The organism is Neptunomonas sp., assembly GCF_016744175.1.
Taxonomy (GTDB): Bacteria; Pseudomonadota; Gammaproteobacteria; order Pseudomonadales; family Balneatricaceae; genus Neptunomonas.
In genome coordinates, this window is the sequence record NZ_JADGEV010000009.1 from 17,996 (window position 1) to 44,098 (window position 26,103).

General features: G+C 41.0%; 29 protein-coding genes and 1 pseudogene. 17 read left to right on the plus strand and 13 right to left on the minus strand.

Features of this window, described 5'->3' with window-relative positions; genetic code table 11:
* The 9 genes and pseudogenes from QZZ55_RS05700 to QZZ55_RS05740 all read left to right on the plus strand — a co-directional run.
* Positions 1 to 197 (plus strand): annotated as a pseudogene (locus tag QZZ55_RS05700) (GNAT family N-acetyltransferase); the annotation flags it as partial.
* Between the two features lie 126 nt (positions 198 to 323).
* Positions 324 to 647: a DUF1330 domain-containing protein gene (locus QZZ55_RS05705; RefSeq protein ID WP_293266229.1), complete on the plus strand. Its 324-nt coding sequence runs from the start codon at positions 324 to 326 to the stop codon at positions 645 to 647.
* 88 nt (positions 648 to 735) lie between these two features.
* Entirely contained in the window at positions 736 to 1,386 is a 651-nt protein-coding gene (locus QZZ55_RS05710; RefSeq protein ID WP_293266231.1) for a LysE family translocator, read from the plus strand.
* Positions 1,387 to 1,528: 142 nt separating this feature from the next.
* Positions 1,529 to 2,410 carry a helix-turn-helix transcriptional regulator gene (locus QZZ55_RS05715; RefSeq protein WP_293266233.1) on the plus strand — a complete coding sequence of 294 codons (882 nt, stop codon included), beginning with the start codon at positions 1,529 to 1,531 and terminating at the stop codon, positions 2,408 to 2,410.
* Positions 2,411 to 2,535: 125 nt separating this feature from the next.
* Entirely contained in the window at positions 2,536 to 3,408 is an 873-nt protein-coding gene (locus QZZ55_RS05720; RefSeq protein ID WP_293266235.1) for a hypothetical protein, read from the plus strand.
* A 229-nt stretch (positions 3,409 to 3,637) separates the two neighbouring features.
* Positions 3,638 to 4,138, plus strand: coding sequence for a GNAT family N-acetyltransferase (locus QZZ55_RS05725; RefSeq protein ID WP_293266237.1), 501 nt, complete (start codon positions 3,638 to 3,640; stop codon positions 4,136 to 4,138).
* Positions 4,139 to 4,508: 370 nt separating this feature from the next.
* Entirely contained in the window at positions 4,509 to 5,162 is a 654-nt protein-coding gene (locus QZZ55_RS05730) for a CDP-alcohol phosphatidyltransferase family protein (protein WP_293266239.1), read from the plus strand.
* Between the two features lie 72 nt (positions 5,163 to 5,234).
* Positions 5,235 to 5,690 carry an adenylyltransferase/cytidyltransferase family protein gene (locus QZZ55_RS05735; RefSeq protein WP_293266241.1) on the plus strand — a complete coding sequence of 152 codons (456 nt, stop codon included), beginning with the start codon at positions 5,235 to 5,237 and terminating at the stop codon, positions 5,688 to 5,690.
* Positions 5,691 to 6,227: 537 nt separating this feature from the next.
* Complete coding sequence (locus QZZ55_RS05740; protein ID WP_293266243.1) at positions 6,228 to 7,115, plus strand: hypothetical protein; 888 nt, start codon at positions 6,228 to 6,230, stop codon at positions 7,113 to 7,115.
* Positions 7,116 to 7,137: 22 nt separating this feature from the next.
* On the opposite strand, the gene QZZ55_RS05745 is transcribed toward QZZ55_RS05740, so the two are convergent.
* The 5 genes from QZZ55_RS05745 to QZZ55_RS05765 form a co-directional block, all read right to left on the minus strand.
* The gene (locus QZZ55_RS05745; RefSeq protein WP_293266245.1) at positions 7,138 to 10,227 is read right to left on the minus strand and encodes an EAL domain-containing protein; all 3,090 of its coding nucleotides are present in this window, start codon (positions 10,225 to 10,227) and stop codon (positions 7,138 to 7,140) included.
* Between the two features lie 244 nt (positions 10,228 to 10,471).
* Positions 10,472 to 10,768, minus strand: coding sequence for a DUF3144 domain-containing protein (locus QZZ55_RS05750; protein ID WP_293266247.1), 297 nt, complete (start codon positions 10,766 to 10,768; stop codon positions 10,472 to 10,474).
* Positions 10,769 to 10,909: 141 nt separating this feature from the next.
* Entirely contained in the window at positions 10,910 to 11,374 is a 465-nt protein-coding gene (locus QZZ55_RS05755) for a MarR family transcriptional regulator (protein ID WP_293266249.1), read from the minus strand.
* 189 nt (positions 11,375 to 11,563) lie between these two features.
* A complete protein-coding gene (locus QZZ55_RS05760; protein ID WP_293266251.1) occupies positions 11,564 to 12,160 on the minus strand; it encodes a YceI family protein in 597 nt (198 codons plus the stop codon).
* Positions 12,161 to 12,186: 26 nt separating this feature from the next.
* Positions 12,187 to 12,615, minus strand: a complete 429-nt coding sequence (locus QZZ55_RS05765) for an organic hydroperoxide resistance protein (protein ID WP_293266253.1) — start codon at positions 12,613 to 12,615, stop codon at positions 12,187 to 12,189.
* A gap of 306 nt (positions 12,616 to 12,921) precedes the next feature.
* Between QZZ55_RS05765 and QZZ55_RS05770 the strand changes: the two genes are divergently transcribed.
* The 4 genes from QZZ55_RS05770 to QZZ55_RS05785 all read left to right on the plus strand — a co-directional run bounded on the left by QZZ55_RS05770 (position 12,922) and on the right by QZZ55_RS05785 (position 16,207).
* Positions 12,922 to 13,650 (plus strand): AzlC family ABC transporter permease, encoded by a 729-nt coding sequence (locus QZZ55_RS05770; RefSeq protein WP_293266255.1) that lies wholly within the window; start codon positions 12,922 to 12,924, stop codon positions 13,648 to 13,650.
* A complete protein-coding gene (locus QZZ55_RS05775) occupies positions 13,643 to 13,972 on the plus strand; it encodes an AzlD domain-containing protein (RefSeq protein ID WP_293266257.1) in 330 nt (109 codons plus the stop codon). Before QZZ55_RS05770 ends, QZZ55_RS05775 begins: the two co-directional genes overlap by 8 nt.
* A gap of 15 nt (positions 13,973 to 13,987) precedes the next feature.
* Complete coding sequence (locus QZZ55_RS05780; protein ID WP_293266259.1) at positions 13,988 to 14,464, plus strand: GNAT family N-acetyltransferase; 477 nt, start codon at positions 13,988 to 13,990, stop codon at positions 14,462 to 14,464.
* 597 nt (positions 14,465 to 15,061) lie between these two features.
* A complete protein-coding gene (locus tag QZZ55_RS05785; RefSeq protein WP_293266261.1) occupies positions 15,062 to 16,207 on the plus strand; it encodes a N(5)-(carboxyethyl)ornithine synthase in 1,146 nt (381 codons plus the stop codon).
* Between the two features lie 130 nt (positions 16,208 to 16,337).
* On the opposite strand, the gene QZZ55_RS05790 is transcribed toward QZZ55_RS05785, so the two are convergent.
* Together QZZ55_RS05790 and QZZ55_RS05795 are read right to left on the minus strand one after the other, a co-directional pair.
* On the minus strand, positions 16,338 to 16,817 hold the full coding sequence (locus QZZ55_RS05790) for a redoxin domain-containing protein (protein ID WP_293266263.1): 480 nt from the start codon (positions 16,815 to 16,817) through the stop codon (positions 16,338 to 16,340).
* Positions 16,818 to 16,878: 61 nt separating this feature from the next.
* Positions 16,879 to 17,664: a hypothetical protein gene (locus QZZ55_RS05795; protein WP_293266265.1), complete on the minus strand. Its 786-nt coding sequence runs from the start codon at positions 17,662 to 17,664 to the stop codon at positions 16,879 to 16,881.
* 96 nt (positions 17,665 to 17,760) lie between these two features.
* On the opposite strand from QZZ55_RS05795, the gene QZZ55_RS05800 reads away from it, so the two are divergent.
* Together QZZ55_RS05800 and QZZ55_RS05805 are read left to right on the plus strand one after the other, a co-directional pair.
* A complete protein-coding gene (locus tag QZZ55_RS05800; protein WP_293266267.1) occupies positions 17,761 to 18,324 on the plus strand; it encodes a MarR family winged helix-turn-helix transcriptional regulator in 564 nt (187 codons plus the stop codon).
* Between the two features lie 240 nt (positions 18,325 to 18,564).
* On the plus strand, positions 18,565 to 19,419 hold the full coding sequence (locus QZZ55_RS05805; RefSeq protein WP_293266269.1) for a hypothetical protein: 855 nt from the start codon (positions 18,565 to 18,567) through the stop codon (positions 19,417 to 19,419).
* A 155-nt stretch (positions 19,420 to 19,574) separates the two neighbouring features.
* On the opposite strand, the gene QZZ55_RS05810 is transcribed toward QZZ55_RS05805, so the two are convergent.
* The 3 genes from QZZ55_RS05810 to QZZ55_RS05820 all read right to left on the minus strand — a co-directional run bounded on the left by QZZ55_RS05810 (position 19,575) and on the right by QZZ55_RS05820 (position 22,217).
* A complete protein-coding gene (locus QZZ55_RS05810) occupies positions 19,575 to 20,258 on the minus strand; it encodes a 2-hydroxychromene-2-carboxylate isomerase (protein ID WP_293266271.1) in 684 nt (227 codons plus the stop codon).
* 21 nt (positions 20,259 to 20,279) lie between these two features.
* Positions 20,280 to 21,152: a DMT family transporter gene (locus QZZ55_RS05815; protein ID WP_293266273.1), complete on the minus strand. Its 873-nt coding sequence runs from the start codon at positions 21,150 to 21,152 to the stop codon at positions 20,280 to 20,282.
* A 174-nt stretch (positions 21,153 to 21,326) separates the two neighbouring features.
* Positions 21,327 to 22,217 carry a LysR family transcriptional regulator gene (locus tag QZZ55_RS05820; RefSeq protein ID WP_293266275.1) on the minus strand — a complete coding sequence of 297 codons (891 nt, stop codon included), beginning with the start codon at positions 22,215 to 22,217 and terminating at the stop codon, positions 21,327 to 21,329.
* Between the two features lie 103 nt (positions 22,218 to 22,320).
* Here QZZ55_RS05820 and QZZ55_RS05825 point away from each other — a divergent pair, with 103 nt between their 5' ends.
* Together QZZ55_RS05825 and QZZ55_RS05830 are read left to right on the plus strand one after the other, a co-directional pair.
* Positions 22,321 to 22,764, plus strand: a complete 444-nt coding sequence (locus QZZ55_RS05825) for a VOC family protein (protein WP_293266277.1) — start codon at positions 22,321 to 22,323, stop codon at positions 22,762 to 22,764.
* A 32-nt stretch (positions 22,765 to 22,796) separates the two neighbouring features.
* Positions 22,797 to 23,390, plus strand: a complete 594-nt coding sequence (locus QZZ55_RS05830; protein WP_293266279.1) for a glutathione S-transferase family protein — start codon at positions 22,797 to 22,799, stop codon at positions 23,388 to 23,390.
* Positions 23,391 to 23,507: 117 nt separating this feature from the next.
* Here the strand turns inward: QZZ55_RS05830 and QZZ55_RS05835 are convergent, their stop codons facing one another.
* The 3 genes from QZZ55_RS05835 to QZZ55_RS05845 all read right to left on the minus strand — a co-directional run bounded on the left by QZZ55_RS05835 (position 23,508) and on the right by QZZ55_RS05845 (position 26,033).
* Entirely contained in the window at positions 23,508 to 24,257 is a 750-nt protein-coding gene (locus QZZ55_RS05835; protein ID WP_293266281.1) for an HD domain-containing phosphohydrolase, read from the minus strand.
* Positions 24,188 to 24,646 carry a hypothetical protein gene (locus tag QZZ55_RS05840; RefSeq protein ID WP_293266283.1) on the minus strand — a complete coding sequence of 153 codons (459 nt, stop codon included), beginning with the start codon at positions 24,644 to 24,646 and terminating at the stop codon, positions 24,188 to 24,190. The genes QZZ55_RS05835 and QZZ55_RS05840 overlap by 70 nt, the downstream gene beginning before the upstream one ends.
* 238 nt (positions 24,647 to 24,884) lie before the next feature.
* Positions 24,885 to 26,033 carry an HD domain-containing phosphohydrolase gene (locus QZZ55_RS05845; protein ID WP_293266285.1) on the minus strand — a complete coding sequence of 383 codons (1,149 nt, stop codon included), beginning with the start codon at positions 26,031 to 26,033 and terminating at the stop codon, positions 24,885 to 24,887.
* Between the last annotated feature and the right edge of the window lie 70 nt (positions 26,034 to 26,103).

Sequence of the window (26,103 nt, forward strand, 5' to 3'; positions counted from 1 at the left end):
CAATCATAAAAATATCAAACCAAGATGTAGCAACAGAGTTTGGTCTAAATATTGATAACAACCCCAAGCACCCTTCTTTTTGTAACAAAGACTGGGTCTTATCTGATTTTGATAGGGGTGAAGAGTATTTTATATACACAAGTGGAAGCATTGGTATTGGGTGTGTTGCTTTTGAAAGCCCCACACCTTCCATTTGACGTTCTGTACATGAATTTTGATGTAGTAAACTACTCGTAATCAGCAGGGGCAGCGGCTTGTCTATCAGTGTTTAGTCCGCCGTGATGCCAGCTTTATGAACGGCACAACTTACAGTAGAGGTGAATATGGCTGGATATGTTATACATCATTACAAGATCACTGATCGCAGTAGAATTGATGAACTCACTCAATTGTCGTTACCTATCAATGAGAAGTATGGCGCTAAAGTAATAGTCGGTAGCCCGACGAAAGCTCTTGAAGGTGAGATGTTAACTCATATGGTCATATTGGAATTTGAAAGTTTTGAAGCGGCACAACTCTTTTATCACTCTCCTGAAAATCAAGATCTCACTAAGCTCAGGTGTAGCATTACAGAAGGCTGGACAACAGTTGTTCCTGGAGATGTTGAAACCCAAAAAGTTGTGGCGTCTGGTTACTTCTCAAAATGATAGTAACCTGTAGATTAGTCGGTGCGGCTTTTTGCGGGTACTAAAACGTACCTATGATATACAACTATGATGTTGCTTAGAGGGATTTATGAATACTGATACTTTACTCATCTACATTTTGGTTTCATTTTTTTATGTTATCAGCCCAGGTCCAGCTATTTTGTTGGCTATCTATAATGGTGCGATGAATGGAAATAAAGTAGTGATGGTTTCTGCTTTGGGTAACATTATTGGTTTAATGTTCTTATCAACGTTATCTATTAGCGGCCTAAGTGCTGTGCTCTTGGCATCTTCGACTTTGTTTGCAGCTGTCAAAATCATAGGTGCTTCATATCTGATTTACTTAGGTATACGCCAACTTTCTTCAAAAAAAATTGGGCCAAATAATAAAACGTTATCGAGCAAAACCCAAAATACAACGGGTACAAACCGGACTTTGTTATCTTATTTTAAAGAGGGGCTATTTGTTGCGGCAACGAACCCAAAACCTATACTTTTCTTTGCTGCACTGTTCCCTCAGTTTTTAGATACGGCTCACCCGGTTATTCCGCAGTTCATGCTGATGACACTTATATTTATGGTGTTTTCTTTCTTATCATTGTCAACTTATGGCTATTTAGCACAGCGAGCAAAAGGCTTCTTATCCAATGAAAAAAACGTGAAGTGGTTTCATCGTTTAAGCGGTGGTTTGTTTATAGGTATGGGAACCAGTATTTTCTTCATAAAAACTGAAAGCTAGTAGGAGGGCGCTTTGTCTCATCTGATGCGATTTCAGAGAAAACTTTTCCGTTATCCTCTCTCGCGGCAGCTCAAAAAGAGTTCCTTGAGAAAAAGCATGTAGTAAATTTGTTCTAATCCCTTAGGTAATGGTATTAACCATCATGGATTTTCCTGAAATAGCCTTCAATTATCAAAAAGCCGGTAATATTGGTATTGAATCGATTCGTCTTGAAGATCTATATAACAGAGCTCAAGTTATCGAGCCTACTCCAATCACACCTCATCGCTTAAATTTTTATAATCTTATCTTTGTCGAGCAAGGGGCAGGTAAGCATCTTATCGACTTTATTGAATACAGTTTTGAACCAGGTAGTTTTATTCTGGTTCACCCTGACCAAGTACATGCCTATGATTTGGATGCTGAGACAAAAGGTGAGGTGCTACTTTTTACAGGATCTTTTGTAGAGCTGGTGCTTAACAATATGCGCATGCCTGGCTTTTCACCTAATCACTTGGGTGTTAACTATCAGCCTGTGATTAAACCTTATAAAGCAGGCTTGGCTAGCTGTGTACTGTTGATGGAGGAGTTATCTAAAGAGTTGGCAAACCCAAGTAGAGATGTGCTTATCTTAATGCATTTATTTTCTTGTTTGTTGCTGATGTTAAGAAGAGAGCAGCCTGAGGCCGATAATAATACGCTTTCAACGGGACAAATGGATAGACTTAATCGTTTTCTAAGTCTGCTGCATAGTAATTTTACGACGATGCGGGATGCTAGCCTGTATGCAGATAAACTACACACTACGTATAAAACGCTGAATCAAGTTTGTAAGAAAGGGACCGGACAAACCGCTAAACAATTAATCGACGCCTATACACTGCTGGAGGCTAAGCGACGTTTGGTGATAGACAACTGTACCACTCAGCAGCTGGCATGGGACCTAGGCTTTAATGATGCCAGTAATTTTGTGAAGTATTTTAAGAAACACGCACACTACACGCCTTCCGATTTTAGAAAGCTATATGCTCGTACTTCCTCTTAACGTGTCGTACTAAAAAATCACCCAAAAACGAATAAGGTTCGATATTCACCATTTTTAGGCTCTCTCTCACCGCGCTAATTCTGTTGCTCACTAGTAATCTATCGTCATCTTATTTGGAGACGAAAATGAATAAAAAATTCACGAAACTGATTACTAGCGCAGCAATGACTACTGCAATTTTGGCATCCACTGGATGCTTTGCAATAACCGAGGATAAAGAGATGAGCCTGTCTATCACAGATAAAGCGGTTAGCCTGATCAGAAGTATTGAAACGGGCGATCAAGCGCCTGTTGCTTACATAAATCCTGAGAAGTACATTCAACATAATCTTGCGGTGGGCGATGGTTTGGCTGGTTTTGGTGCTGTGCTTCAAGCGCTACCTAAAGGCAGTGCAAAGGCTGATGTTAAGCGCGCTTTTCAAGATGGTGAATACGTTGTACTGCACACCAATTATAATTTCTTTGGGCCTAAAGTTGGGTTTGATATCTTTCGTTTCGAAGAGGGGTTAATCGTTGAGCATTGGGATAACCTCGCTGAAAAGACAGAACCTAACCCAAGTGGTCGTACGCAATTAGATGGCCCGACTGAAATTCGGGATCTGGATAAAACCTTAGTAAATAAACAGATCATTGCCGGTTTTGTTGAAACTATCTTAATCAAAGGTGAGATGGATAAGATTACTGACTATATTGGCACAGAAGAGCAAAATTACTTGCAACATAATGCAGCGATTGGTGATGGTTTAGGTGCTTTAGGTGCCGCTCTTGGGGCTTTGGCAGAGCAGGGAGTGCCTATGGTCTATACGCAAAACCATAAAATACTTGGACAAGGTAATTTCGTGCTGAGTATTAGTGAAGGGCAGTTTTTAAATGAGCATGTTGCCTTCTATGACTTGTTCCGTCTTGAAGGTGGCAAAATTGTTGAGCATTGGGACACAATAGAAACCATTCCAGCGAAAGCAGATTGGAAAAATGAAAACGGAAAATTTAATTTCTAAGCGTTAAAGCAAATAATCAAAACGCAGTTGCTTAATTCAGAGCACTGCGCCTTTGTGTCTGTATTATTCTTTATATACTTATGTGTTAACTCATTGATTTTTAAAGTAAGTGGTTTATGCTCTTTCGGAATGTGCAAAGGTGAGTGCATGTTTAGTGTGGTGCAAGCTAAACATGCGCTACCCTGCAACTGTTCGCATTTTAAGTATAGGTTAGGAGTATTATCACTGTATGTCTGAGTTAACTATTCGCTCTGTAAGAGAAGAAGATCTTGATAGATGCTTTGAAATAGAGTCTGTGTCTTATGCTGGTGATGAGGCTGCTACAAAAGAAAAAATACTAAAGCGAATTACAACATATCCCCAAGGCTTTATTGTTCTAGAAAACCAAGAAGAAATCATTGGTTTTATCAATGCTGGAGCAACTCATAACGTAGTGCTATCAGACGAGGAGTTTAAAGAACTAATCGGTCATGATCCAAGTGGCGAGCATATTGTTATTATGTCTGTTGTTGTTCATCCAAAATACCAAGGCAACGGTATGGCTGATAAATTAATGAGCAGTTTCATTCGTATTATGCGAGAACTAGCCAAAACAGAAATATATTTAATTTGCCAAACTGAGCTAATTGACATGTACGCTAAGCACGGTTTTGTTCATCTCGGTGAGTCAGACTCTGATCATGGTGGGCTTCACTGGCATGAGATGTCACTCTCGCTGAAAAATACATAATTGAGTGTTGGCATGCATAGGGAGCGCTAGATGTTCCCATTTTGAACCACAACCAATCACTCGCCTTATGCTTAAAAAATCAAACCGCTGTGCGCCAGACCAAATAGGGCGTATAGTCAAACGGTTAGTCTTTCCCTGTATCGAGCCTACTGGCCAACACGCCTCTATCCTCCTTATCGCGATTCTATTTGCTCGCAAGCGAATAGATTAGATTCATAGCACCTGTTATTTGCATTTCTCTATCTTAATGAGAACAGCTAGATTTTTTGTGTAATTCTGTTCGTTTGAACAGAGAGACGCCGCGCGTGAAATTTTTTATGCGTGAATACAGGTGCGCCCTTTATTTGTACTTATTCCTTTTAGGAGCACCATGACCACAGGCAACGAAGAAGTCCAAGAGTTACAACCCACTATTATTTCCTATGTAAAAGATCTACCTAATTTGTGCTCACTTGCTGGATTAGCCTGCACGGTATTAGCGATCTACTTCAGCATTACGGGTGTTTACTATGCCGCAATGATTGGCATGATCTGGGCCGTTGCCTTTGATTGGGCCGATGGTCTGGTTGCACGAAGAATGAAAGGGCGTACAGGAAGTGATCGCATTTTTGGTGGTCAACTTGATCTGTTAATAGACATAGTGAGCTATGGCGTTACACCGGCAATTCTGTTGCTCAGTTTTGGGAAGTTTGATCCAATATTCCTGCCTGTCGCTTTTATCGTACTTGCTGCTAGCGCGATACGCTTGAGCTACTTCAGCACCTTTGGTTTGTCTGACGAGTCTAAATACACAGGGCTGGCACTGGATAACAACAACATTATATTGGTTTTTATCTTTCTTTTAGAGAGTATTTTTCCCATTGGATTTTTCTCAGTACTCCTCTATATCAGTGCCCTAGGGTTGGCAGTCCTCAATGTATCTCAGATTAAAACGCCAAAATTCTCTGGCAATCCAAGGAATGTTTTTTTGCTTGCGTTTTATACGCTCGGAATAACAAGTATTTATGTTTGGAAACTTTTGTAGCCGTTATTAGCAGTAATAAACCTGTTGATAGAAATTGGCACTGATAATTATTTTTGAGAGATTAAACAGCACATGATTGTATATACCGTAGGTACGTTTGATTTGTTACATGTAGGCCACCTTGCTTTACTAGAGTACTGTAAATCATTAGGTGGTGTTTTGGCCGTTGGCGTTGCCTCAGATCGAGTTGTAAATTCCTATAAGCCTAATGTGCCTGTTATTCCTCTTGAGCAACGCATGGAGATGCTGCAAGCTCTGCGTTGTGTAGATATTGTGCGTTCTTATGATGAGCTGGAATATGTATCTGGTTGCAAAGAAGTGAATGCTGATATTTTCGTGATTGGCGAAGATTGGGGGAACAAGCCTCACAATCTAGCGGTGGAGTCTTATCTGAAATCAGCAGGGAAGCAGATCAGCCAAGTGCTTTATAACCCTCGGACATCATCAACCACAATAAAACAGAATGTCATGGCTCAGTCTTATAAAGCGGGTAGTTCAAAGATAGCTGTTGCGGAAAGGCTTAATTAACAGGATTTTAACTGCCTACATATCTGTGATTGATAGCATTCTTTTATAACGTACTTGGATTTTGGGAATGGAGACGATAAATCTCAAGTGCGTAAAAAAGTGTAAAGTGAATAGAGAGTATTTAGACAGGGCTTGTAAAGCGAAATCAGATATGTGGATGAGAACACTAAATAGTCACTTTGATCATCATAAACACCCGTGCAGACAAGCCGTTTATGCGCATTAATGGAAACACTAAGCAATACTGTTAGTCTTAACGCATCAAGGTTCGGATATTTTCATGCATGTATTCATTCTTTACATCCTTGGCTTCTATTCTTGTGTAACAGGCACATCATTTCCTGGCCATCTTATAGAAGCCACTTTTTCAGCTTCTAATTCTATCTTGTTTTCGTAGGCTACCCTCTTCAATTTTTGCGTTACAATATTGAAAAATCTAATGATGTACCTTTCTTAATGCTTACTAAAAAATCAATCTATAGTCTTCTTATCATCTGTTTTGTAGCTTTTGTTAGCTTACTGATTTACAGAACCTTTTTGTTAAATAGCACTAAATTTGTCAGCTTTGATGAACAGTTGGAAGAAATATCGGGTATAGAGTTCGATAAAAAGCAGCAGTTGTGGGCCATAAATGATGGTGGCGACTTTCCCCGATTGTATCAGCTCGATGGTGTAGGGAAGGTTGAACGCAGCATTAAAATAGAAAATGCAAAAAACTGGGATTGGGAGGATATGACCCAAGACGATTTTGGACATTTCTTTATTGGTGATTTTGGCAACAATGATAATGACCGCCAATGGTTGACGATTTATAAAATTGAAAACCCTACCGATATAAAATCTGATACTACACGTGCAGAGATAATCAAGTTTACTAATCCTGAATTTAAGGCTGGTTTAGATGAAAACGTCCGTAAAAATGCGCATTACGATGTAGAAGCATTTATTTACTTCAAACGTAGCCTTTATCTTTTCACTAAAAATCGTTCTAGCCCATTTGATGGTAAAACACGCCTTTATCGTATTGGTGATTATGCCGGAAACTTTAAAGCACAATACATAAATGAGTTCTCTACCTGCACTATTATTAAAGAGTTATGTTGGGTGACCTCTGCGGCACTAAGTCCTGATAGGAGCAAGTTGGTGTTGTTAGATTCAGAGCGTTTATGGCTATTTGAAAACTGGCAAGGTGATGATTTTTTCTCTGGTGATATATATCAAATTGATCTTGGAATAGTGACTCAAAAAGAGGCTGTTGCGTTTTATACTGACAATATTATTGTTTTCACCGATGAAGTCTTTAGTGGGATTGGTGGTAATGGCTATGTTATTAAGCTGGATAATGTGAAGAAAAAATTGATTCGAAAATCTGGAAAGAAAACGAGTGACTCTAGTGTAAATACGCAACCAATAAGAGAAAAGTAAGTAGTTATTAGCTTTCTTCCCTCTAAAACGACCTACTTATAAATTCACTGAGTGGTATTGGTTTAGAATACAAATATCCTTGAGCATAATCACATTTCATTTGCGCAAGCACCTTTTCCTGCCCCTTTGTCTCTATACCTTCTGCGATCACTTTGATTCCAAGTCTATGTGCCATAACAACGATAGATTCACATAAAACGCTAGAATCAATAGATTCTGGCAGTTGTCTAACAAACTCTCTGTCTATTTTAAGGTAATCAATATCATATTGCTGGATATATGCCAGCGAGGAATAACCGGTTCCAAAGTCATCAAGTGCGACCTGAATACCTGCATCCCTAAAATTAATCAGTGTTGATAAGCTTTCCTCACTGCTTGTCATTAACAGCCCTTCGGTAATTTCTATAACGAGAGATGATGCGTTGATGCCATACTCCGTTAATTTTTCAAGCCATGGAAGGAGCCCCGTTTCTGATTCTAAAAACTGAACGGGGGATACGTTGATACTTAGTTCAAAGTCAGGTCCAAACGCTTGCTGTAATTGCTTTAATGATCGACAGCCTTCGTTGAACACCCACTCACCTATACCTGTTATGAGCCGCGTCTCTTCGGCAAGAGGTATGAAGTCACACGGCGGGACTAACCCATGTACTGGATGGTTCCAACGAATGAGGGCTTCAGCTTTGTATGCTTTTCCTGTCGTTAAGCAAACAATTGGCTGAAAATAAAGTTGAAACTGTTCAGACTCAAGAGCAAGGTGCAAATCATTGATTAACTGCATGCGTTGCACCACATCATCTTGCATTGACTTAGTAAAACAGTGGAAACAGTTTCGGCCAGATTCCTTGGCAGCGTACATGGCTTGGTCGGATGTCTTTAATAATTCGGCGCTATTACATCCATTGTGAGGGTAAAAGGAAATACCAATACTCACTGAGATATGTATTGCTTTTCCTTCAATCTCGAAGGGTTCGATGAAACTATGTCTGATTTCTTCAGCGACTCTAATGACAGGGGATGTGCTCGGGAGACTCCCCATTATAATGATAAACTCATCTCCGCCTTGTCGGCCAATCAGGTCTTCTGATCGAACATTGGCTGAGAGCCGTGTTGCAACCAGTTTAAGTAGCTGGTCACCCTTATCATGCCCTAGCGTATCATTGACGTGTTTGAATTGGTCGAGATCTAGAAACAGAGTGGCTAATAGAAGATCATGACGTTGGGCTTTGGTAATTTCGTGAGTTAGGTGGTCAATCAACGTTTTTCGATTGGGCAGTCCGGTAAGGTGATCGTAGTGCGCTTGTTGCCAAATTAGCTCCGTAGCTTTTTTCTGTTCAGAGATATCACGATAGAGTGCGACATATTGAACAACCTGATTATGTTCATCGTAAATGCTATTAATATTGAGCCATTCGGGAAAGACTTCACCATTTTTTCTGCGGTTGTAAATTTCTCCTTCCCAACACCCAAACTCTGTTAAGGCTGCCCACATCGTATTGTAAAAAGCTTTATCTTGATGACCCGATGATAAGGTGCTTGTTTTACGGCCTAGGATCTCTTCTTTTGTATAGCCAGTAACTTTGGTAAAAGCTGGGTTAACATCAATAATAGAGGCGTACTGATCGGTAACCATCATACATTCACTGCTGTTTTTAAAAACGGATGCCGACAATAACAATGACTCTTCATATTCTTTCTTTCGAGAAATATTTCGGATAACAAGAATAATGTCGCTAGAATTACTTATCGTATTTGCTCGTGCTTCAAAGAATTCGAGTTTCCCCTTAATTTCTAAGGGATATTCCCATGTAATTACTTTCTTATTATCAGCACATTCAAGAAGTTTTTCATGAAAAATATCGCCTATTTCCGGCGGTAAAACTTCTAGCATGTTGTGACTAAGAAATAGCTCAGGGGTAACGTAAAGATCATTTGGAGACGATGTGCGGTAATCAAGAATGATGTAATTTTTATTAAGTTTGAAATAGAGATCTGGTAATGCACTGAAGATAGCGTTTAATTCATTATTACGTTTCTTAGCGTCTTTTTCTGCCTGTAAACGTGCTTCAGCCATTTTTTTAAAGCGCTCACCGAGTATGGTTAACTCCATGGCTCCATGGGTTTGCAAACTTCCAGTTAGCTCACCTTGCTCAAGTTTTTCTGTGGCGCCTGTAATTTGTTGTAGAGGTTGTAAAATACTTGAACGTAACCCTTTTATTGCCAAGATAGTTACGAATCCTAGGAAGGCCAAAAAATACACAAGGTTTGTTATGAATTGATAATTTGCTTGCTCTAAAGCCTTGTCTACAGGGATTCCAACACTAACGGTTACTGTTTTTCCATTGGCTTTTTTATATAAAGTTTTATGTGTGAATATACGCAAAAGACCATCGGTACCTTGAATGACTTCAGTCTTGAGTTGGTATTCCCGTGATGCTTCTATGTTGACGTTGTACTGACGTGGTTTAAGGCCATGTAAAGAAATTTGAATAGGGAAATTTGCTACGATTGAAGTGTCTTCATCGGATATAAATGCAATTGAATCTAGAGGAAGGTTGTAATCTGAAAGTTGATTGCTCCACCAATCTAGTGAAACGACAACGACAGTCATTGCGGTTACTGTGCCATTGGAGTCGATGACCGGATATGAGAAATTAACACTGGTTCTTTGTGCTACCCGATCGTACTGATAGGTACCAATCGCAAATTCTTTATTCTTTAATGAGTGTTGAAAATAGGCTCTATCGAATACGTTTACCTTTTTATTTAAAGGTAAGGCACTACACAGTAATTCGCCATCTGATTTTGGTACGCCTATGTTGATATAGGCAGTATTTAGTTTAAGAATACTACCAAGAAAATTCTGGCAGGATGCGCTACTAGGGTTTTGGATCTCTTTAACTGAAGAGAGGTATTTTAGATACTTTTCAGTATCATTAATAATCACTTGTTGTGTCTGTGCAAGCCGCCGGGCCGTTTCAACAGCTTGGGCGGTATGCTCCTCAATTGCTAAGGCTCTCTCCTGTGTGGCTTGAAAAAAAATTGTTATTACACCAGGTAAAGCAACAATGAGAACTAAAATGTAAAGTCTAGACTTCAGTGAACTAAACATACCAACTGAAAGGCCTTAAGATTTATATGAGTATAGATAATAAAATAGCTGAATTTTAGATAACTATCGAGAAAATAGTCATTTTTAGTCTAGCTTTACGTTGACGTAAGTCGAGAATATTCTTGTTTTTACTTACGAAGTATTTAGCAGTAATAGCGATGATATTAAGCTCGCTAACACAAAGTAAAATTAGGTAAAGACCTGATTTTCTATCAGATCTTGTCAAGGAGCTGAGTAACGTCGATCAGTGGCTTTCAGTTTTATTTTTTTGTGCTTCAAAGTGCTCAATGTGCTGATCTAAATTCTCTTCTAACATTTCAGAGTATTGGTTTGAAAACCATGCCAATGCATCGTTGCGTTCTGCTGCTAAATCTTTTGATTTATACGCTGTTTCATGAGCACTAAAGCGTGCCGCTGCATAGCGTAATGCTGCGCCAACATCTTCTAAATCTTTATTGTCTGATGTCACTAAGCGATTAGCTACATCAATAAATTCATCGGCCATTTTGAATAAGTTTGCAGCAGCTTCTTTATCAATCATTTTGGGACTACCTAATTAAGTTGGGTTGTTATTAAGAGGTAAAACAACCTCCTACTTTTTTGGGTGTACTTTACAGCGGGTGTCTTGCTGGTGCAATTAGGCCTGATACTGAGCCTTGCGTGGAGTGCCTAGAAAATTAGTTTAACTGCAGGGCGTTGTATCCGCTTGAGGTGTTCTTAATTGTTGGTTGAGGTCATGCAACTGTGTTAATAAAGCGTTAAAGCATTCTGGTGCTAGCCCCGTTGAGCAGGCAACTTCTTTTTGGATAGTGGCGATATCATCATGTAGGGCTTTTGCTTTTGGAGTGAGGCTAATCATTACTTTGCGCTCATCATCGCTGGCTCTTTGGCGGGTGACGAGTCCAGATTGTTCCATCCGTTTTAATAAGGGGGTGAGTGTTGCTGAATCAAGATAGAGTGCTTGGCCTAGATCTTTGACTATCATTGAATCTTGCCCGCTTAAGACGAGGTACGCTAAGTACTGTGGGTACGTCATATTCAACTTTGCTAAGCTTTTTTTGTACTTTTTAATAATAGCTTGAGAGGTGGAGTATAAGGCAAAGCACAACCGCTCATCGATAGGGGAGAGTGTGGATGTGTTTGTCATTTTATTATTACCTATGAGAGCAGTTTGTGATTAGTGTAGCGCTCGTGTAGAGCAAGGCAAGTAGGTTTTTACTTCTGAGGCTGAGTTAGACAATAAATGGTTTTACTTAAGTAGCTCAGCCGTTGATAACGGGGTTGATTTTAACCCCGTTACAATAGTGTTTTATGTATGACCTATAAGAGACTTTTTTTACTTTAAAACTAGATTGAAACTAACTGGGATCGAATGCCCAATATTTGATAAACCTGCAAGTTCTCGCAGTTTCTCTATTCCTGTATCTAGGCCAAAATCAGCTGCTTTTATAATAATAGGCTGTTGCGTAGAGGCTAGAATCGTTTTGCCATCAGACATCATAGTGATATTGGCCGTAATAGGCTTCTTAAAACCATGAAAATCCAATACCCCATCAACGCTGGCGTTAAGAATGCCTCCTTGTTTAACGGCACCGAGTATTTCAGTTGATAGCTGTGCCTCTATCGTTGCCACTTTAAAATTAGTCGTATCAAATAAGTGCTCACGTAATCGTATATCACGGATATCGACTTGGGTCTTGATGCTATCTAAATCAAGCTTAACCTTTAATGCACCGGTGTCGCTTAAGCTACCCTGCAGTTTTGTTATCTGGAATATTTCTGCCGCATTTACTTTTTTAATAGAAATGAAACTTAATGAAGATTGCGAATTATCTACATGCCAATCTGCTTGTGCGCTTAGGCTCAGTAAGCTAGCAAAAGCAGCAGTAAGTAATACTTTGGGTAGAGACAGTTTAGGTGAACGTTTAATCATGGTAGATCTCCTTATCATGCATAATTTTACGATATGAGGTTTAGTATCACATCAAGGTTACCACGTGTGGCGTTAGAGTATGGACATACATGATGTGCTTTGTCGATCAACTCTTTTGCATGAGCACTCTCAATGCCTGGTAGAGAAATGTTCAATGTGGTGGTAACAGTAAAAGCATCACCGATAGGCCCAATACCGACTTCACCGGATACGATTGTACCTTCAGGGAAGGTTACTTTCTCGCGTGTGCATACAACGCGTAGTGCACCAATAAAACAGGCTGCATATCCTGCGGCAAACATCTGCTCAGGATTCACGCCAAATGTACCTGCACCGCCTAATTCTTTTGGTGTAGTTAGTGCTAAATCCAACGCACCATCATTTGATTTGATATGACCTTCACGGCCACCGGTTGCTTTTGCGTATGCGGTATAAAGAATTTTTTCTGGTTTCATTGTTATTCTCCAAACATTGTTTGATACGATTATTATATATCGCGCTATTCAATAGTGCGATATATAATTTTATATGTAAAGCATTTTTAATTAATGCAATGAGCCTTCTAGTGATAGCTGCTGTTGTAAGCAGTTATAAAATTTATCGCTAAGGTTAAGGCTCACTTGGTATGGTATTAGCTCTTTTACGCAAAAGTGTTTTGCCTATAAAAGCAATACAGGGCACCGTTAAGATATTGAGCGTGCCTGTGAGTGGGCGTAATCTTCCTCAATATTGTTTAATTCTTTAAAAGGTAATAGTTGGCTATGCAGACGAGGGATTATCGATCGCAGTTTTGGCAAGGGGTAAGGGATCTGATGCCACTGGTTTCAGGCGTGTTACCGTTTGGTTTAATTGTGGGAGCTAACGGTGTGGCTCTAGATATGAGCCCTGAACTCATTATGGGAATGACGGTGTTATTTTTTGCGGGGTCGGCACAGTTAGCCGCGATGCAGCTTATCCAAGAAAATGCAGCGTTTGTGGTAATTGTGTTGACCACCATCGTCATTAATTTACGTTTTGCTATTTATAGCGCTACGTTTGCACCGCTTTTTTATCCCCTGAAAAAGCGGTATCGATTGCCCTTTGCATATATTTTATCCGACCAAGCATACGGTTTGTGTATTGCACCCGATCAGCAACAGCGCTCGGATGCTGAGCGTATTAGTTATTACTTAGGCACGGCAGTGGCGTTGTTAGTGAGCTGGGTACTGTCTGTTATTTTAGGTATTGCTGTAGGGGCCAGTATCCCGCCTGAATGGATGCTAGGATTTACGATTCCATTGGCGTTTCTTGCAATGCTAATGTCGACGATTACCAATCGACTGTTATTAATTGTTGCGATAGTTTCAGGGCTAGCCGCTATTTTTATGCAAGGACTGCCGTATAACCTCGGTTTTATTTTAGCGATTGTGACGGGTGTTATTGCCGGACTTGTATTGCCTCGTTTAGCTGGCCGATCTTTCAACTCAGTTATGGGGCGCCCACATGAATGATCTTACCTTATGGGGTCTGTTTTTTGTGTGTGGTTTATCTACATACTTGATACGCCTTTCCTTTATTCAGTTACACGGAAAGCTAGGGCCGTTGTTAGCAAAGTGCCAGCCAGTACTTTTGCTATTGCCTCCAGCTATTTTGGCCGCTTTATGCATTCCTCCGATTGTTTTCAGTAAACAGAATGATGGTCTACAAGTTGAGCTGGCACAAATTCTTGCAGGGTGTGTTGCTATTGTTTTGGCTAACTATTTTAAAAGCCTGCTCTGGCCTATTTTGGGTGGTATGACCTTTTTATGGGGTTACCGTTGGTTAATCGGCTAACAGGTGAGTATGATAATGATAAAAGTCCAACCCTTCATGGTAGATAGATCTAATGAAATAGCTGATTTATTTCATCAGTCAGTTCATAGCATAGATACGTCTATATACACACCTGAGCAGCTAAATGTGTGGGCTTCGACTCCTCCTGATTATCTCCTGTGGTCAACGAGGTTAGCTGCTAAAAAGCCGTGGTTAGCTATGATTAATAATCGAGTAGCAGGCTTTATTGAGTTAGATACAGACGGACATATCGATTGCCTATATACGCATCCACACTTTCAGGAGCTCGGTGTGGCTGGTGCATTATATGAGCACCTGCTCACTGCAGCTAAGTCGAGGGGCTTTAGGCGTTTATATGTTGAGGCATCGATAGTAGCTAAACCATTTTTTGAGCGCCGCGGGTTTACAAAAGTTGCAGAGAATAATGTTCAACGAAAAGGTGTAAAGCTGATTAACTTCACTATGGAAAAATACTTGGATTTAAGTCAATAATTCACTGATTGGAATTTCCGTATGCATATTTATTTTATAACAGCCATATAGGCTTTTAAGTGGCTTTTTCATGTGCCTGATTATATGGTTTTATATTGTTCACTCATGCTTGTTCGAATTATTTTAACTTGTTTTTTTAATGTAACTGTTTGTTTGTTATGGTTATTATTCAGGTTTTTTTTGAATGTGTTTTCTTTGTTGTGTTTAGTGTTTGTATTATCAGTAAATTGAGTATTCGGTATGGGGTTATCTATTTTACTTATTAAGCCCTATATGTGGTATGGTTGTATTTAATTTGACGCGTCTTATCTTTTTGAGAAGACAAGTAAAGTCCTCATTTTTATCATTTAATCTCTCAACCTTTTGGCAATGAATTACGTGTTTTTTCATCGGTGCCATACACAGACGATATATTAAAACCTTCTTCGCTTATTTGTTTTTTAGGCTGTGGATTTCAGTATTTTACGCTGTGACATAAAAATATTTAAAGCACATAATAAATATATGTAATGAGCGAGTGTTTTAATAGAAATATTAAAGTTTAGTTAAAAACTCATGTGAGAAATGAGTTTATTAATCGCTTAAAAAAGGAGCGATATGAATAGTTTAATGGTCGGCGTTATTGGGACATCGAAAAAAGAAGACGAGCGACGCTTTCCCATTCACCCAGCGCATTTGAGCCGAGTTCCTGAACCGGTTCGCCGCCAATTGATATTTGAAGAAGGTTATGGAGCAGCATTTGGTATTACAGATGCTGAGATTGCCGCTCAAACGGGTGGTATTGCTACACGGCATGAAATACTGGCGGTTATCGGCAGGGTTATTATCTCCAAACCAGTACTCGCTGACCTACTAGAACTGAAAGAAGGCGGAACCCTATGGGGTTATGTGCATTGTGTACAGCAGCAAGATATTACCCAAGCGGCACTGGATCGTAAGTTGACACTCATTGCCTTTGAAGACATGTTTGTTTGGTCTCCAAATGGTAATGTTGGTCGCCACACATTCTATAAGAATAATGAAATGGCAGGTTATTGCGCTGTGTTACATGCCTTACAGCTTAAAGGCATTGACGGGCATTACGGGGATCAGCGCAAAACGATCATTTTCAGCTTTGGCTCCGTGAGTCGCGGTGCAATTTATGCACTTAAAGCACATGGGTTTAGAGATATTACCATCTGTATTCAACGCCCAGATCATGAAGTACGAGAAGAAGTACTTGATTGCCACTACGTTAAAATTCGCGAAGGCATTGAGGGTGAAGCTCGTATGGTAGTGGTGGAACATGATGGTTCTACGCGACCGCTGGCTGAACTGATTAGTGAAGCAGATATTATCGTAAACGGGACTTACCAAGAAACGAGCCATCCGACAGACTTTGTGACTGAAGCAGAAAGCTCATGCCTTAGACCCAATAGCCTGATTATTGATGTTAGTTGTGACGAGGGGATGGGGTTCTTTTTTGCCAAACCGACCACATTTAAGAGTCCGATGTTTAAGTATGAAAGCATCGATTATTATGCGGTGGATCATACTCCCAGCTATCTCTGGGAAAGTGCAACGCGTTCCATTTCAGCGGCTCTCATTGTCTACCTAGATACAGTTCTAGCTGGACGTGATGCTTGGCAAGCAAATGAAACTATTCGAAAATCGATAAATATTGATGCCGGTGTGATTCAGAATCCTTCTATTATATCTTTTCAGAATCGTGAGCCAAACTACCCCCACGCATTTTTAAGTTAGGTTTAATAGCCTCCTTAATTATACTGGCATCTTTCATTGCCATTAGATCAGCGCACTTTAGTTATACTGAAGTGCGTTTCTTTGATGGGTCCACAATCATAGGGCCAGTGTAGTTTGATAGTTACGGAACTTATACTTCAGCAACAATCTGTCCGATAAAATCTCCTACCTGCATATCGCTTAAACGGCCAAAGTGATTGAGCCTTATTTGCCCCTGTTGATCGATTACTATAAGCGTAGGAGTGCCTTGCATATGGTAGGCGGTCATCGTATGAGGGATAGGCCCTGTGCTTGATGGGGCATCCACCGCTATTGGGAATGTGAGTCGATACTCAGATGCAAAAACTTCGAGTGCTTCTACGGTCATCACTTTGTGGTGCTCAAAAACAGTATGTAGGCCAATGAGTTGTACATCGTCATGTGAATATAACTCATGTATGGCACTTGCTTGCGGAATGCCATGCACTACACAAGCCGGACATAACATTTGAAAAGCGTGGATGACGACAACCTTTCCTCTTAAATCGGATAAGGAGAGAGGTTTTTCCGTATTAAGCCACGTGACTGCTTCTAACTCGGGAGCTTGTCCGTAGGTGATGATGCTCTTCATGTTGTCACTCCTTTTCTTTATGCATCGAAGAAAGAAACATCCTTGTCGCTACGTTTGCTGTTTATTGGTTTGCTTTGCCTGGAAGGCTTAAATCGCCAGAAGCAACATCCATGACATTAACCACACATAACAGAGGAGCGTGTACACTTTGGTTAACACGTAAGCCTGCTGTGACGCCATCAAATGAGGTTTTCTCAAAAACTGTAATGTCATCAAAAGCGACGTTAACTTCTACAGTATCACCAATAAATACAGGATCCCAACCGGGGCTGTCTAGCAAGATAGGAAGTCCGGGCCAAGTTTTAGGTAATTTTGGTGTAGTGCCTTCGGGGATATCAACAACGCCGAGTGCTCCTTTACCGCACTGCTCATTGGGTTGTAGTACCACCCAGTGGCTGTGCCAAATATCGCCATCATTACCTGGGTTATTGTCTGAGTTTTCATCGTAGAGTGGCGTATCGTCAAAATCGGGGTGTGCTGTTACCGCCAGTGCCAAAATACCTGCGTTACTTTCAAATCCTACTGTCGCGCTATCAAGGCTGGTGGGCCATACGTATGAGTAAACCGAACTCCCCGCTAACTTGCCGCTCGCACTGGGTTTACTGGTACCTGCTTGTGAGGCGACTGCCATATGAAATGTGGCGATATTGTTTTGCGTAGTAATTTTGGTGTGAATAATGTCAAAGGTGGATTCAATATTTTGAGATGTGTTTGGCTTTGAATGTATGCCGTGATTGTGGGATTCGGCAAGGCTTGCTGAGCTGGCGAGCATTGCTGCAGTTAGCGTCGCTGTAGCCATTGTGGCTGTTGTTAGTGTGGAGGCGGTGAGAAAATTTTGAATCTTCATGGTTAATAACCTTTTTTAGTATTGAGTCGAAACTATATTATAATGAGGTGATTTTATTCACTTGTCAACAAGGTGTTGATTCGATACTATTTGCTTATGAATAAATTGATTAATCAACAATTACTGGAAAGGCTGGCGAGTTTACTGCGAAGTGAAAGCAGAGGAATGCTCCTAGAGCATGGTTTGCAGCCTGTACAGTTTGAAGCATTACAATACATCGCGAACTGTAATCGCTATTCAGATACGCCGATGGCAGTAACTGATTTCTTGGGACAAACCAAAGGTACGGTATCGCAAACACTTAAAGTGCTTGAGAAAAAAGCATTGATCGAAAAGCTCACAGATGAAAAAGATAAGCGTGTTACGCATCTAAAAATAACCGAAGCGGGGAGGTCAATAACACAACATATGTTGCCTTCCCCTATTCTAAAAACAGCCAGTGATCATATGAATACTGATGAGGTTGCCATGATCAACTCATCGTTACACACCTTGCTGTATCAACTACAGAGCGCTAATGATTTTAAACCTTTCGGCCAATGCTCTAGCTGTATCCATAATACTAAGCAAGCGTCTGGTGAGTACTTGTGCGGCCTGACTCAAGAACTGCTCACGCCAAATGATGTTCAGCTGATTTGTCGTGAGCATCAGTACTCTTAAGGGATAAAGGCATAGAAGGGCCTCTATCACGACTTTTCTTTACGGTGTTGAATAAAGACATATAGATTTATACCTAGTTAAACTAGGTGAATTGTTTGATTGTATTCAAAATCTTAATCTTATAATGTCACTAGGTTTACTCATATATAATATAAGTGCTTCGGTATCATCTATAGGTTGCTTAAATTGATCCATTGATACTCACCTTAACGGCCATATGAAATTTAGGAGATTAATGAAATGTCTACAGCTGAGCACCTAGCGCAGTACGGTGTCACCCTTGAGCAAGCTAAAGATTTTATTTTATCCAATATAGCTGCGCCTAACGTTATATATGAAACTTCCCTTCAGTTTGGAGTGACTGCTGCAATGCTGGCGGAAATCTATGGTGGAGTGACGAAGGAAGAGGTTGTAGGTTTTTTCGATGCTCAAGGGCTTAATGGTTCTGCATTGGATGCAGGAGGTAGTTCTACAACAACGGTATTACCCTCTGGCGGCATTTTTAATTTGAACTTTACTTTAGGAACGTCAGAAGCTGATCAAATTTTATCGGGAGCAGGATCGTTGCCTTCTTTAGCGGTGGCTATCGGCATGGAAGGAAATGACCAACTGGTTGCTAATAACTCTACAAGTACGGTACTGCTAGGTGGTAGTGGAAATGATACTTATACATTAGGAAGTAGTGGCCAATACTTGATATTAGATTCGTCCGGAAGTAACGATCATATCAATATGTCCACTTCTTTTTCCGAACTGGACGCAGAACTAATCAATGGAGGAAACGATTTAATACTCTTTGATAGCAGCTTGGCACTGTTGTTGCCTGACTGGAAAAACCCTGAAAATCGTATCGAAAGCTTTTCTCTCAATGGTGAAAGTTATACGTACAGCCATCTTGTTGCTGCCGTTAATGCTTACGGTGTCACTATTGATAATTTTTCTTTCAACGGGATGGATTCAAGTTCAATCGATAAACACCTTAAGCTGTTTGATAAACTAGCGTTAGTCGATTCTACGAATGCTGCGCAGGAGTTAGATTTTGATACCACTCAGGTTGTTGGTTCAGACTCACTGATCGATTACTACATGTTGTAAAATCCAGCGGTCAGTTTGGTTTTCACCTCGTTGACCGCATTTCTTCCTTCCCCATTTACTATTAAAAAGAGTGCACAGCATTAACACTTCTCTAGTGTCTATGCAAAAAAATGAAGGGCATAGTGGCGGAAGCGATCAGATTATTTCAATTATTATTACTTTTCTTGTTGGCGTAATACAAAAGTTTTGCGATCTATACCGCGATGCCTAGCCAACATCTCTTCAACCTTTGCTGGGTTGAGAGGGTCGTTGCCTTGTAGGTAGATTTCTAAATGTTCTTGCTGATCATTACCCCAGAAAAGCTCGTTGTCCACAATGAAGGTGGGTACTCCAAAAACACCTCGTGCAATCGCTTGTGTGGTTTCTTGCTGGAGTTGGGTTTTTACATCGTCTGTTTTAATTTCACTGAGCATTCCTATGCTGTTTAAACCGAGTGCATCCAGTACCTTGGCAAGGTCGGCTTCAGAGGCTAGGTCTATTCCGCGAGACCATCCTGCTTCAAAGATAGCGCTAATAACCTGGTGCTGGGCATCTCCTGCAACGCTGGGCAGTGATAAGCGTAATGCCGGTAATGGGTTGTATGGGTGGTTGCGGGGCGGATCAAAATCAAAGCCATTGAGCTGTGCGTAGCGGTAGCAGTATTTATAGAGCGCAGTTTTTTTAGGCGGTACTTCTGCAGGCCCAAGTTGCCCCCAGTGATCTAGTAGCTTTCCAAATACAACGGGGTGCGCATTTAACGTGAGGCCATATTTTTCACATAGCGGTTGTACCCAACGCCAGCTAAAATAGGCATACGGAGACAGGTAGTCGAAGTAAAAATCCAATTTCCGCGTTTCCATAACAACCCCTTTATAGTTTGTTTATTTCAGTGTTATTTTTGTTTTTCTATTTGAAAGCACAAACGACAAGATGCCAGATGTGAAAATGATTGCCAAGCCTATGAGGCTGTAAGCATCTGGCCATTCATTAAAGAGGAAGACGCCTAAAATAGCGGCGGCGACCAGCTGGGAATATACGAACGGCGCTACAATATTGGCATCTAAACGGCGGTTAGCTTCAATAATAATTAGGTTACCCAAGGCCGAGGCAATAGAAGAGACCAACACTAGCCAAATAATACGACTGTCGATTGTTTGCGGGATAGATTCAATACCGGCGGGTGTTAATGCGATGCTTCCTGCCAATAATGTTGATAGTAAAATCAAGCGTGGCCTAAAGAAGCCAGCCAGCCAGCGGTTAGCCACCAACATGCAGCCATAACAAACACCCGCAACGAGAGCGAATAGCATACCTGTGGTTATACCAATACCTGGTTTTACAACAAGCACAACACCACCAAAGCCAATAAAGAGTAGTAGCGAGCGCAGTAATGTTATCTGCTCTTTAAGCACGGCGGCGGCTAAAAAATAGGCAACAATGGGCCCGATAAAAAAGATACCAAAGACGTTGGCGATAGGCTCAGTTTTAAGTGCTGATATCATACAAAATATTGCGCTGGTAAATAATGCGGCACGTAGCAACATACGCCAGTCAAAGAGATGCTTTATCTCGGTGCGCACTAAGCCACTAAAGGGAAGAATAAATAAAAATCCCACTAACAGCCGGCTCCAAGCAACAAATACCGGAGAGACATCCATTTCTGTGAGCAGTTTTCCGGCAGAGTCGCCTATGGGAATTAAGCACATCCCCAGTAGGATCATCGCCAGTAGCATATGCTTATGTTGAGAAATCATTCGCTTTATTGCTACACCAAGAATATAAAGAAGCAGACAATCTAAGGGGTTAGCCGGTATAAATCGAGAGGTTTACACTAATAGAGGGAAATAAATACCTCTGGCCGTTATTTTTATATCGCCATAAGGTCATCTTACTGTGCACATCCGCGTTATTAAAAGGCTCGAATAACTTTATCTACCTAAAACATCTCTTAATTGGGGCGCTGCCCAGTCTAAAAAAGCTCTCACTCTGATCGAAAGTAAGCGGTTATGAGGGTAAACAAACTGTATAGGAATGGATGTTTTTTCATATTCAGGGAGCAGGCGGACTAGTTGGCCTTTGCTTAATGCTTCATCTACTTGGTAGTGGAGTAAGCGTGTCGCTCCTAAGCCACTGATAGCGGAGGCGAGGGTGCTATCGACTTGGTTGGAAGACATAACGGTATTCATGTCATAGGTGTTGAGTGTCTGGTTGTTATTAAACGTCCATTGGCTACTTTGCGGATTAAAAACAACGAGAGGCCAATGGCGTAATTCCTCAGGCGTGCTTGGTTTTCCCATTGTTTTTACTAAGGAGGGGCTGGCGCAAATGATATGGCGGTTGAGCCCTAAAGGCATAGAGATAAGAGATGAATCTGCAAGATGCCCTATACGTATGGCAAGATCAAAACCCTCATCAATAATATCAACAATACGGTCAATCAAGGTGAGCTCAACGCGCAGGCCCGGGTGCTCGATCAGGTAACGGTTCAGTAAAGGGACAATATGCAAACGACCAAACATCATGGGGGCTGTGATGGATAACTTACCCTCGGGTGCCCCGCGGCGGGCATCCAGTAAAAATTCTGCGTCGTTGATATCAGCCAGAATACGCCGACAGCGCAGTAGATAATCTCGTCCTTCATCAGTGAGGGAGATACGTCGAGTGCTGCGGTTAAGTAAACGCACACTTAAGTGGTTTTCTAAATCTGCGAGTGCCCTGACAACAGAGGCTGGAGAGCGATTAATTGCTTCAGCAGCCGCAGAAAGGCTTCCTCTATCGACGATCTCTACAAAGGTCGCCATCGCTTTGAGTTTATCCATGGTCGGCTCATTTGTGCATTTTATGCAAAGAACTTATCAGTATATGAGTATTTATTGCAACTGATGAATAAAAGATACTGTTGTCTCTTTCTATCAGGAGTAAATGATGAAAAGCATCCAACCTGTGTCGCCAATGCCTGAGATGATTCGCGCATTTGATCATATAGGTATTCGCGTCAGTGACCGGCAACAAGCTACGGCGTTTTATGCACGGCTCGGGTTTGTAGAGACTGCTTACTTTGCCGCATATGAGGCCAATGAGATGGTAGCGGGTGATGGAATAAGGATTAACCTAATCTTTAATGCAGCCAAGCAACCTCAATCTCGTAATGCATTGCTTGATATGCCCATTAAATACCCTGGCGTGACGCACCTAGCATTTGTAGTGGATGACCTATATCGGCTGCGGGATTGGCTCTTGGAAGAGGGTATTACTATTACGGAAGATGTTCATCCCATTGGCTCTCGTCGGGTAGCACTCTTCTTTCGTGATCCAGACGGTAATGTGCTCGAATTTAATCAATTGACTCAAGCTATTTCAAACTAATAACTTTCATATTATAAAAAGGACAATTAGGCATGAAACTTTACGATTTAGAACCTTCTGGTAACTGTTATAAAATTCGTTTGTTTGCCTCGTTATTGCAAATAGACCTTGAGCTTGAAGCGGTCGACTTTTTAGATGGAGCGCATAAGCGTTCTCCGGTCATTGATCTTAATCCGTGGGGGCAAGTTCCTGTATTGGTTGATGGTGACGTTGTGTTGCGTGACTCACAGGCCATTCTTGTTTACTTAGCTCGACAGTACGGTGGTCATGCCTGGTGGCCAGAAGGTGCTGCTCAACAGGGCGAGGTAATGCAGTGGTTGTCTACGGCCGCCAATGAAGTCCAAAATGGGCCGGGTGCTGCGCGTTTAGTCGACAAATTCTCTGCTCCACTTAATAAGCCTCAAGCGTTGGCAGTGAATGAGGGTATTTTGCCTTTATTAGAGAGTCATCTTTCTCAACATAATTGGTTAGCCCTAGGGCGCCCAACCATTGCTGATATTGCTGTTTTTCCGTACGTTGCATTAGCACATGAAGGTGGAATAGACCTCTCTTCTTATACGGCTATTTTGACATGGTTTGAGCGTATTAAGTCCTTGGATAACTACATCCCGATGTCGGGTATCTAGAACGATAAACACAAAGGTTTAATCATGCATGTAGCAGAGGCTGGTATGCTTTTGCTGCATTTATTCTTAATGCCCTGTTGAGCTCTGATAAAAAGTCTTAAGCTAATATATTGCTCTTCATTTATCAGAAAACTCTGTTTTGATTGTTTTGAACAGGTCAGCACAGGCAACCGCAGCTTCAACACACTGAGGGTCAAATAGCGCGCCGCTTTCAGCTTGGAGGTATTCTAGTGCTTCAGATCGGCTCCATGCTTTTTTATAAGGTCGTTCACTGGTCAGGGCATCATATACATCTGCTACTCTGATAATTCTGGCTTCTAATGGAATATTCTTTCCCGCTAGCTGGCCTGGATAGCCTGATCCATCCCAGTTTTCATGATGGTAAAAAACAATATTATAAAGAATCTGACTAAAAGATTTTCCTTCAATCTGAAGATTTGCTAGAGCTTTCTCTATGATGTTTTTTCCGTAGGTGGTGTGTTTCTTCATCTCAGAAAACTCAGCATTTGTTAAGCGTCCGGGCTTTAAGAGAATTTTATCGGGAATAGCTATTTTACCGATATCATGCAGCGGTGCGCACAGGAACAGATCTTCTATAAACTCATCATCCAAATAGTGCGATATGGCAAGGTATCTGGCTATGTGTCTACTGTAGCGGCTCATGCGCTCAAGGTGCTCTCCCGTTTCATTGTCTTGCAGGGCAGCAACATCTTTGAGGGTTTTTGCTGTTCCTTGTAAACCTTGGATAGCATAAAGTTCGCTGAAAATTAGTAAAGTGACGAGCTTGGCAGCAACATCTATTTGAGCTTGGGTCCGGTAATGAATAAACCTGTTTTTCTTGGAGGAAGAGAAAGAGATAATGCCCAAAAACTGCTTCTGTTCGAAAAAGGGACAATGTAGCTGCTCAAAAATCCTTCGTTAATTAGTTTTTGGGCGACAGTGTTTTCTGGTTCGTCTTCAAAATCTCTGATGATCCGCAAAGAGGGGGACGTTTTTAGGGAGTGAATTTCTTTAAAGCTATTCAGAGGTATTTCTAAATGAGAAAGAGGCTCATTGATTCCTGAGCTGCTTAAGTAAGACTTCAAGATATCTGAATGCTGGTCATACATAGCCACGGAAATACGACCTATATCCGAGTATCGGCTTTTTACAATCTCTAAAATTGACTCTAAATTGCTATTCAAAGACTCTCGTAAAGATAGTTTTTCAAAAGCTTCGTTAAGGCTCTCTGTTTTCGCATGAGTTGTAATAATCATTGACTAGGTCATCCTAGCTGAAGAGTAACTAATAGTGGGGTTGGTCCATTCCCTATGTCAAAGCTTCTAGGCTTTAAGTGCTAAGTCACTATGGCTAAAGCGTCTTTCACATGATGTCTATTAGATCGTAAGTTCATAAACTACATTGTAGTTCTCTTTCCGTCATTCGCCATTGTTAACCTTTTTCTAGGTATCATGAAAACATTTTTACTGCATAGGGAAGAGTTCCCAGCACCTGCTACTCATAGGGTTTATCAGAAAATTCTGCTTTGATTTTTTTGAATACGCCGGCACACGCTGCAGCGGCATCAACGCAGTGTGAATCAAATAATTTGCCGCTTTCAACCTGAAGGTAATCCAATGCTTCAGATTGGCTCCATGCCTTTTTATAAGGTCGTTCACTGGTCAGGGCATCATATACATCAGCTACCCTGATAATCCTCGCCTCTAGCGGAATATCTTTTCCTACTAGCTTACTCGGGTATCCAGTTCCATCCCAATTTTCGTGATGAAAAAACACAATATTGGAAAGAAGTTTGCTAAAAGGCTTGCCTGCAATTTGAAGATTTATCAGCGCTTTATCGATTATTTCTTTTCCGTAGATAGTGTGCTTTTGCATCTCAGAGAATTCGTCATCTGTTAACGCGCCTGGTTTTAAGAGAATCTTGTCTGGAATGGCAATTTTACCAATATCATGTAAGGGCGCGCAGAGGTACAGGTCTTCTATAAACTCATCATCCAAGCCGTGCGACTGTGCCAAATGTCTGGCAATGTGCCTGCTGTAACGACTCATGCGCTCTAAATGCTCTCCGGTTTCATTATCTCTTAGAGCTGCAACATCCTTAAGTGTTTTCGCCGTGCCTTGTAAACCTTGGATAGCATACAGCTCGTTAATAGTGAGGAAAGCTACCAATTTAGCTGCAAGATCTATTTGGGCTCGAGTGCGGTAGTGAGCAAACCGGCTTTTATTAAAGGAGGAGAAGGAAATAATACCCAGAAATTTCTTGTTATCAAAAATTGGGACTATATAGCTGCTTAAGTAACCTTCTTTTATCAGTTTGTTCGCTATAGCGTTTTCTGGCTCAGATTCAAAGTCCCTGATAATCCGAGAAGACGAAGTTTTTTTTAGGCAATGTATCTCTTGGAAGTTATCCAGAGAGATTTCCAAGTGAGAAAGAGGCTCATTGATTCCAGCGCTGCTAAGGTAAGACTTCAGGCTATCATTATGCTCATCATACATAGCTACCGAGATGCGGCCGATATCTGAATATCGGTTTTTTACGATTTCTAGAATCGACTCTAGATTGCTATTTAAAGACTCCCGTAACGACAGCTTATCAAAGGCTTCGCTAAGACTCTCTGTTTTTGCTTGAGATGTTATGATCATTTACAAAGCTGCCTCGCTATAACAAAACATGACTAAAGTTTCCTTTACAGGGATTATGAGACTGTAGTCA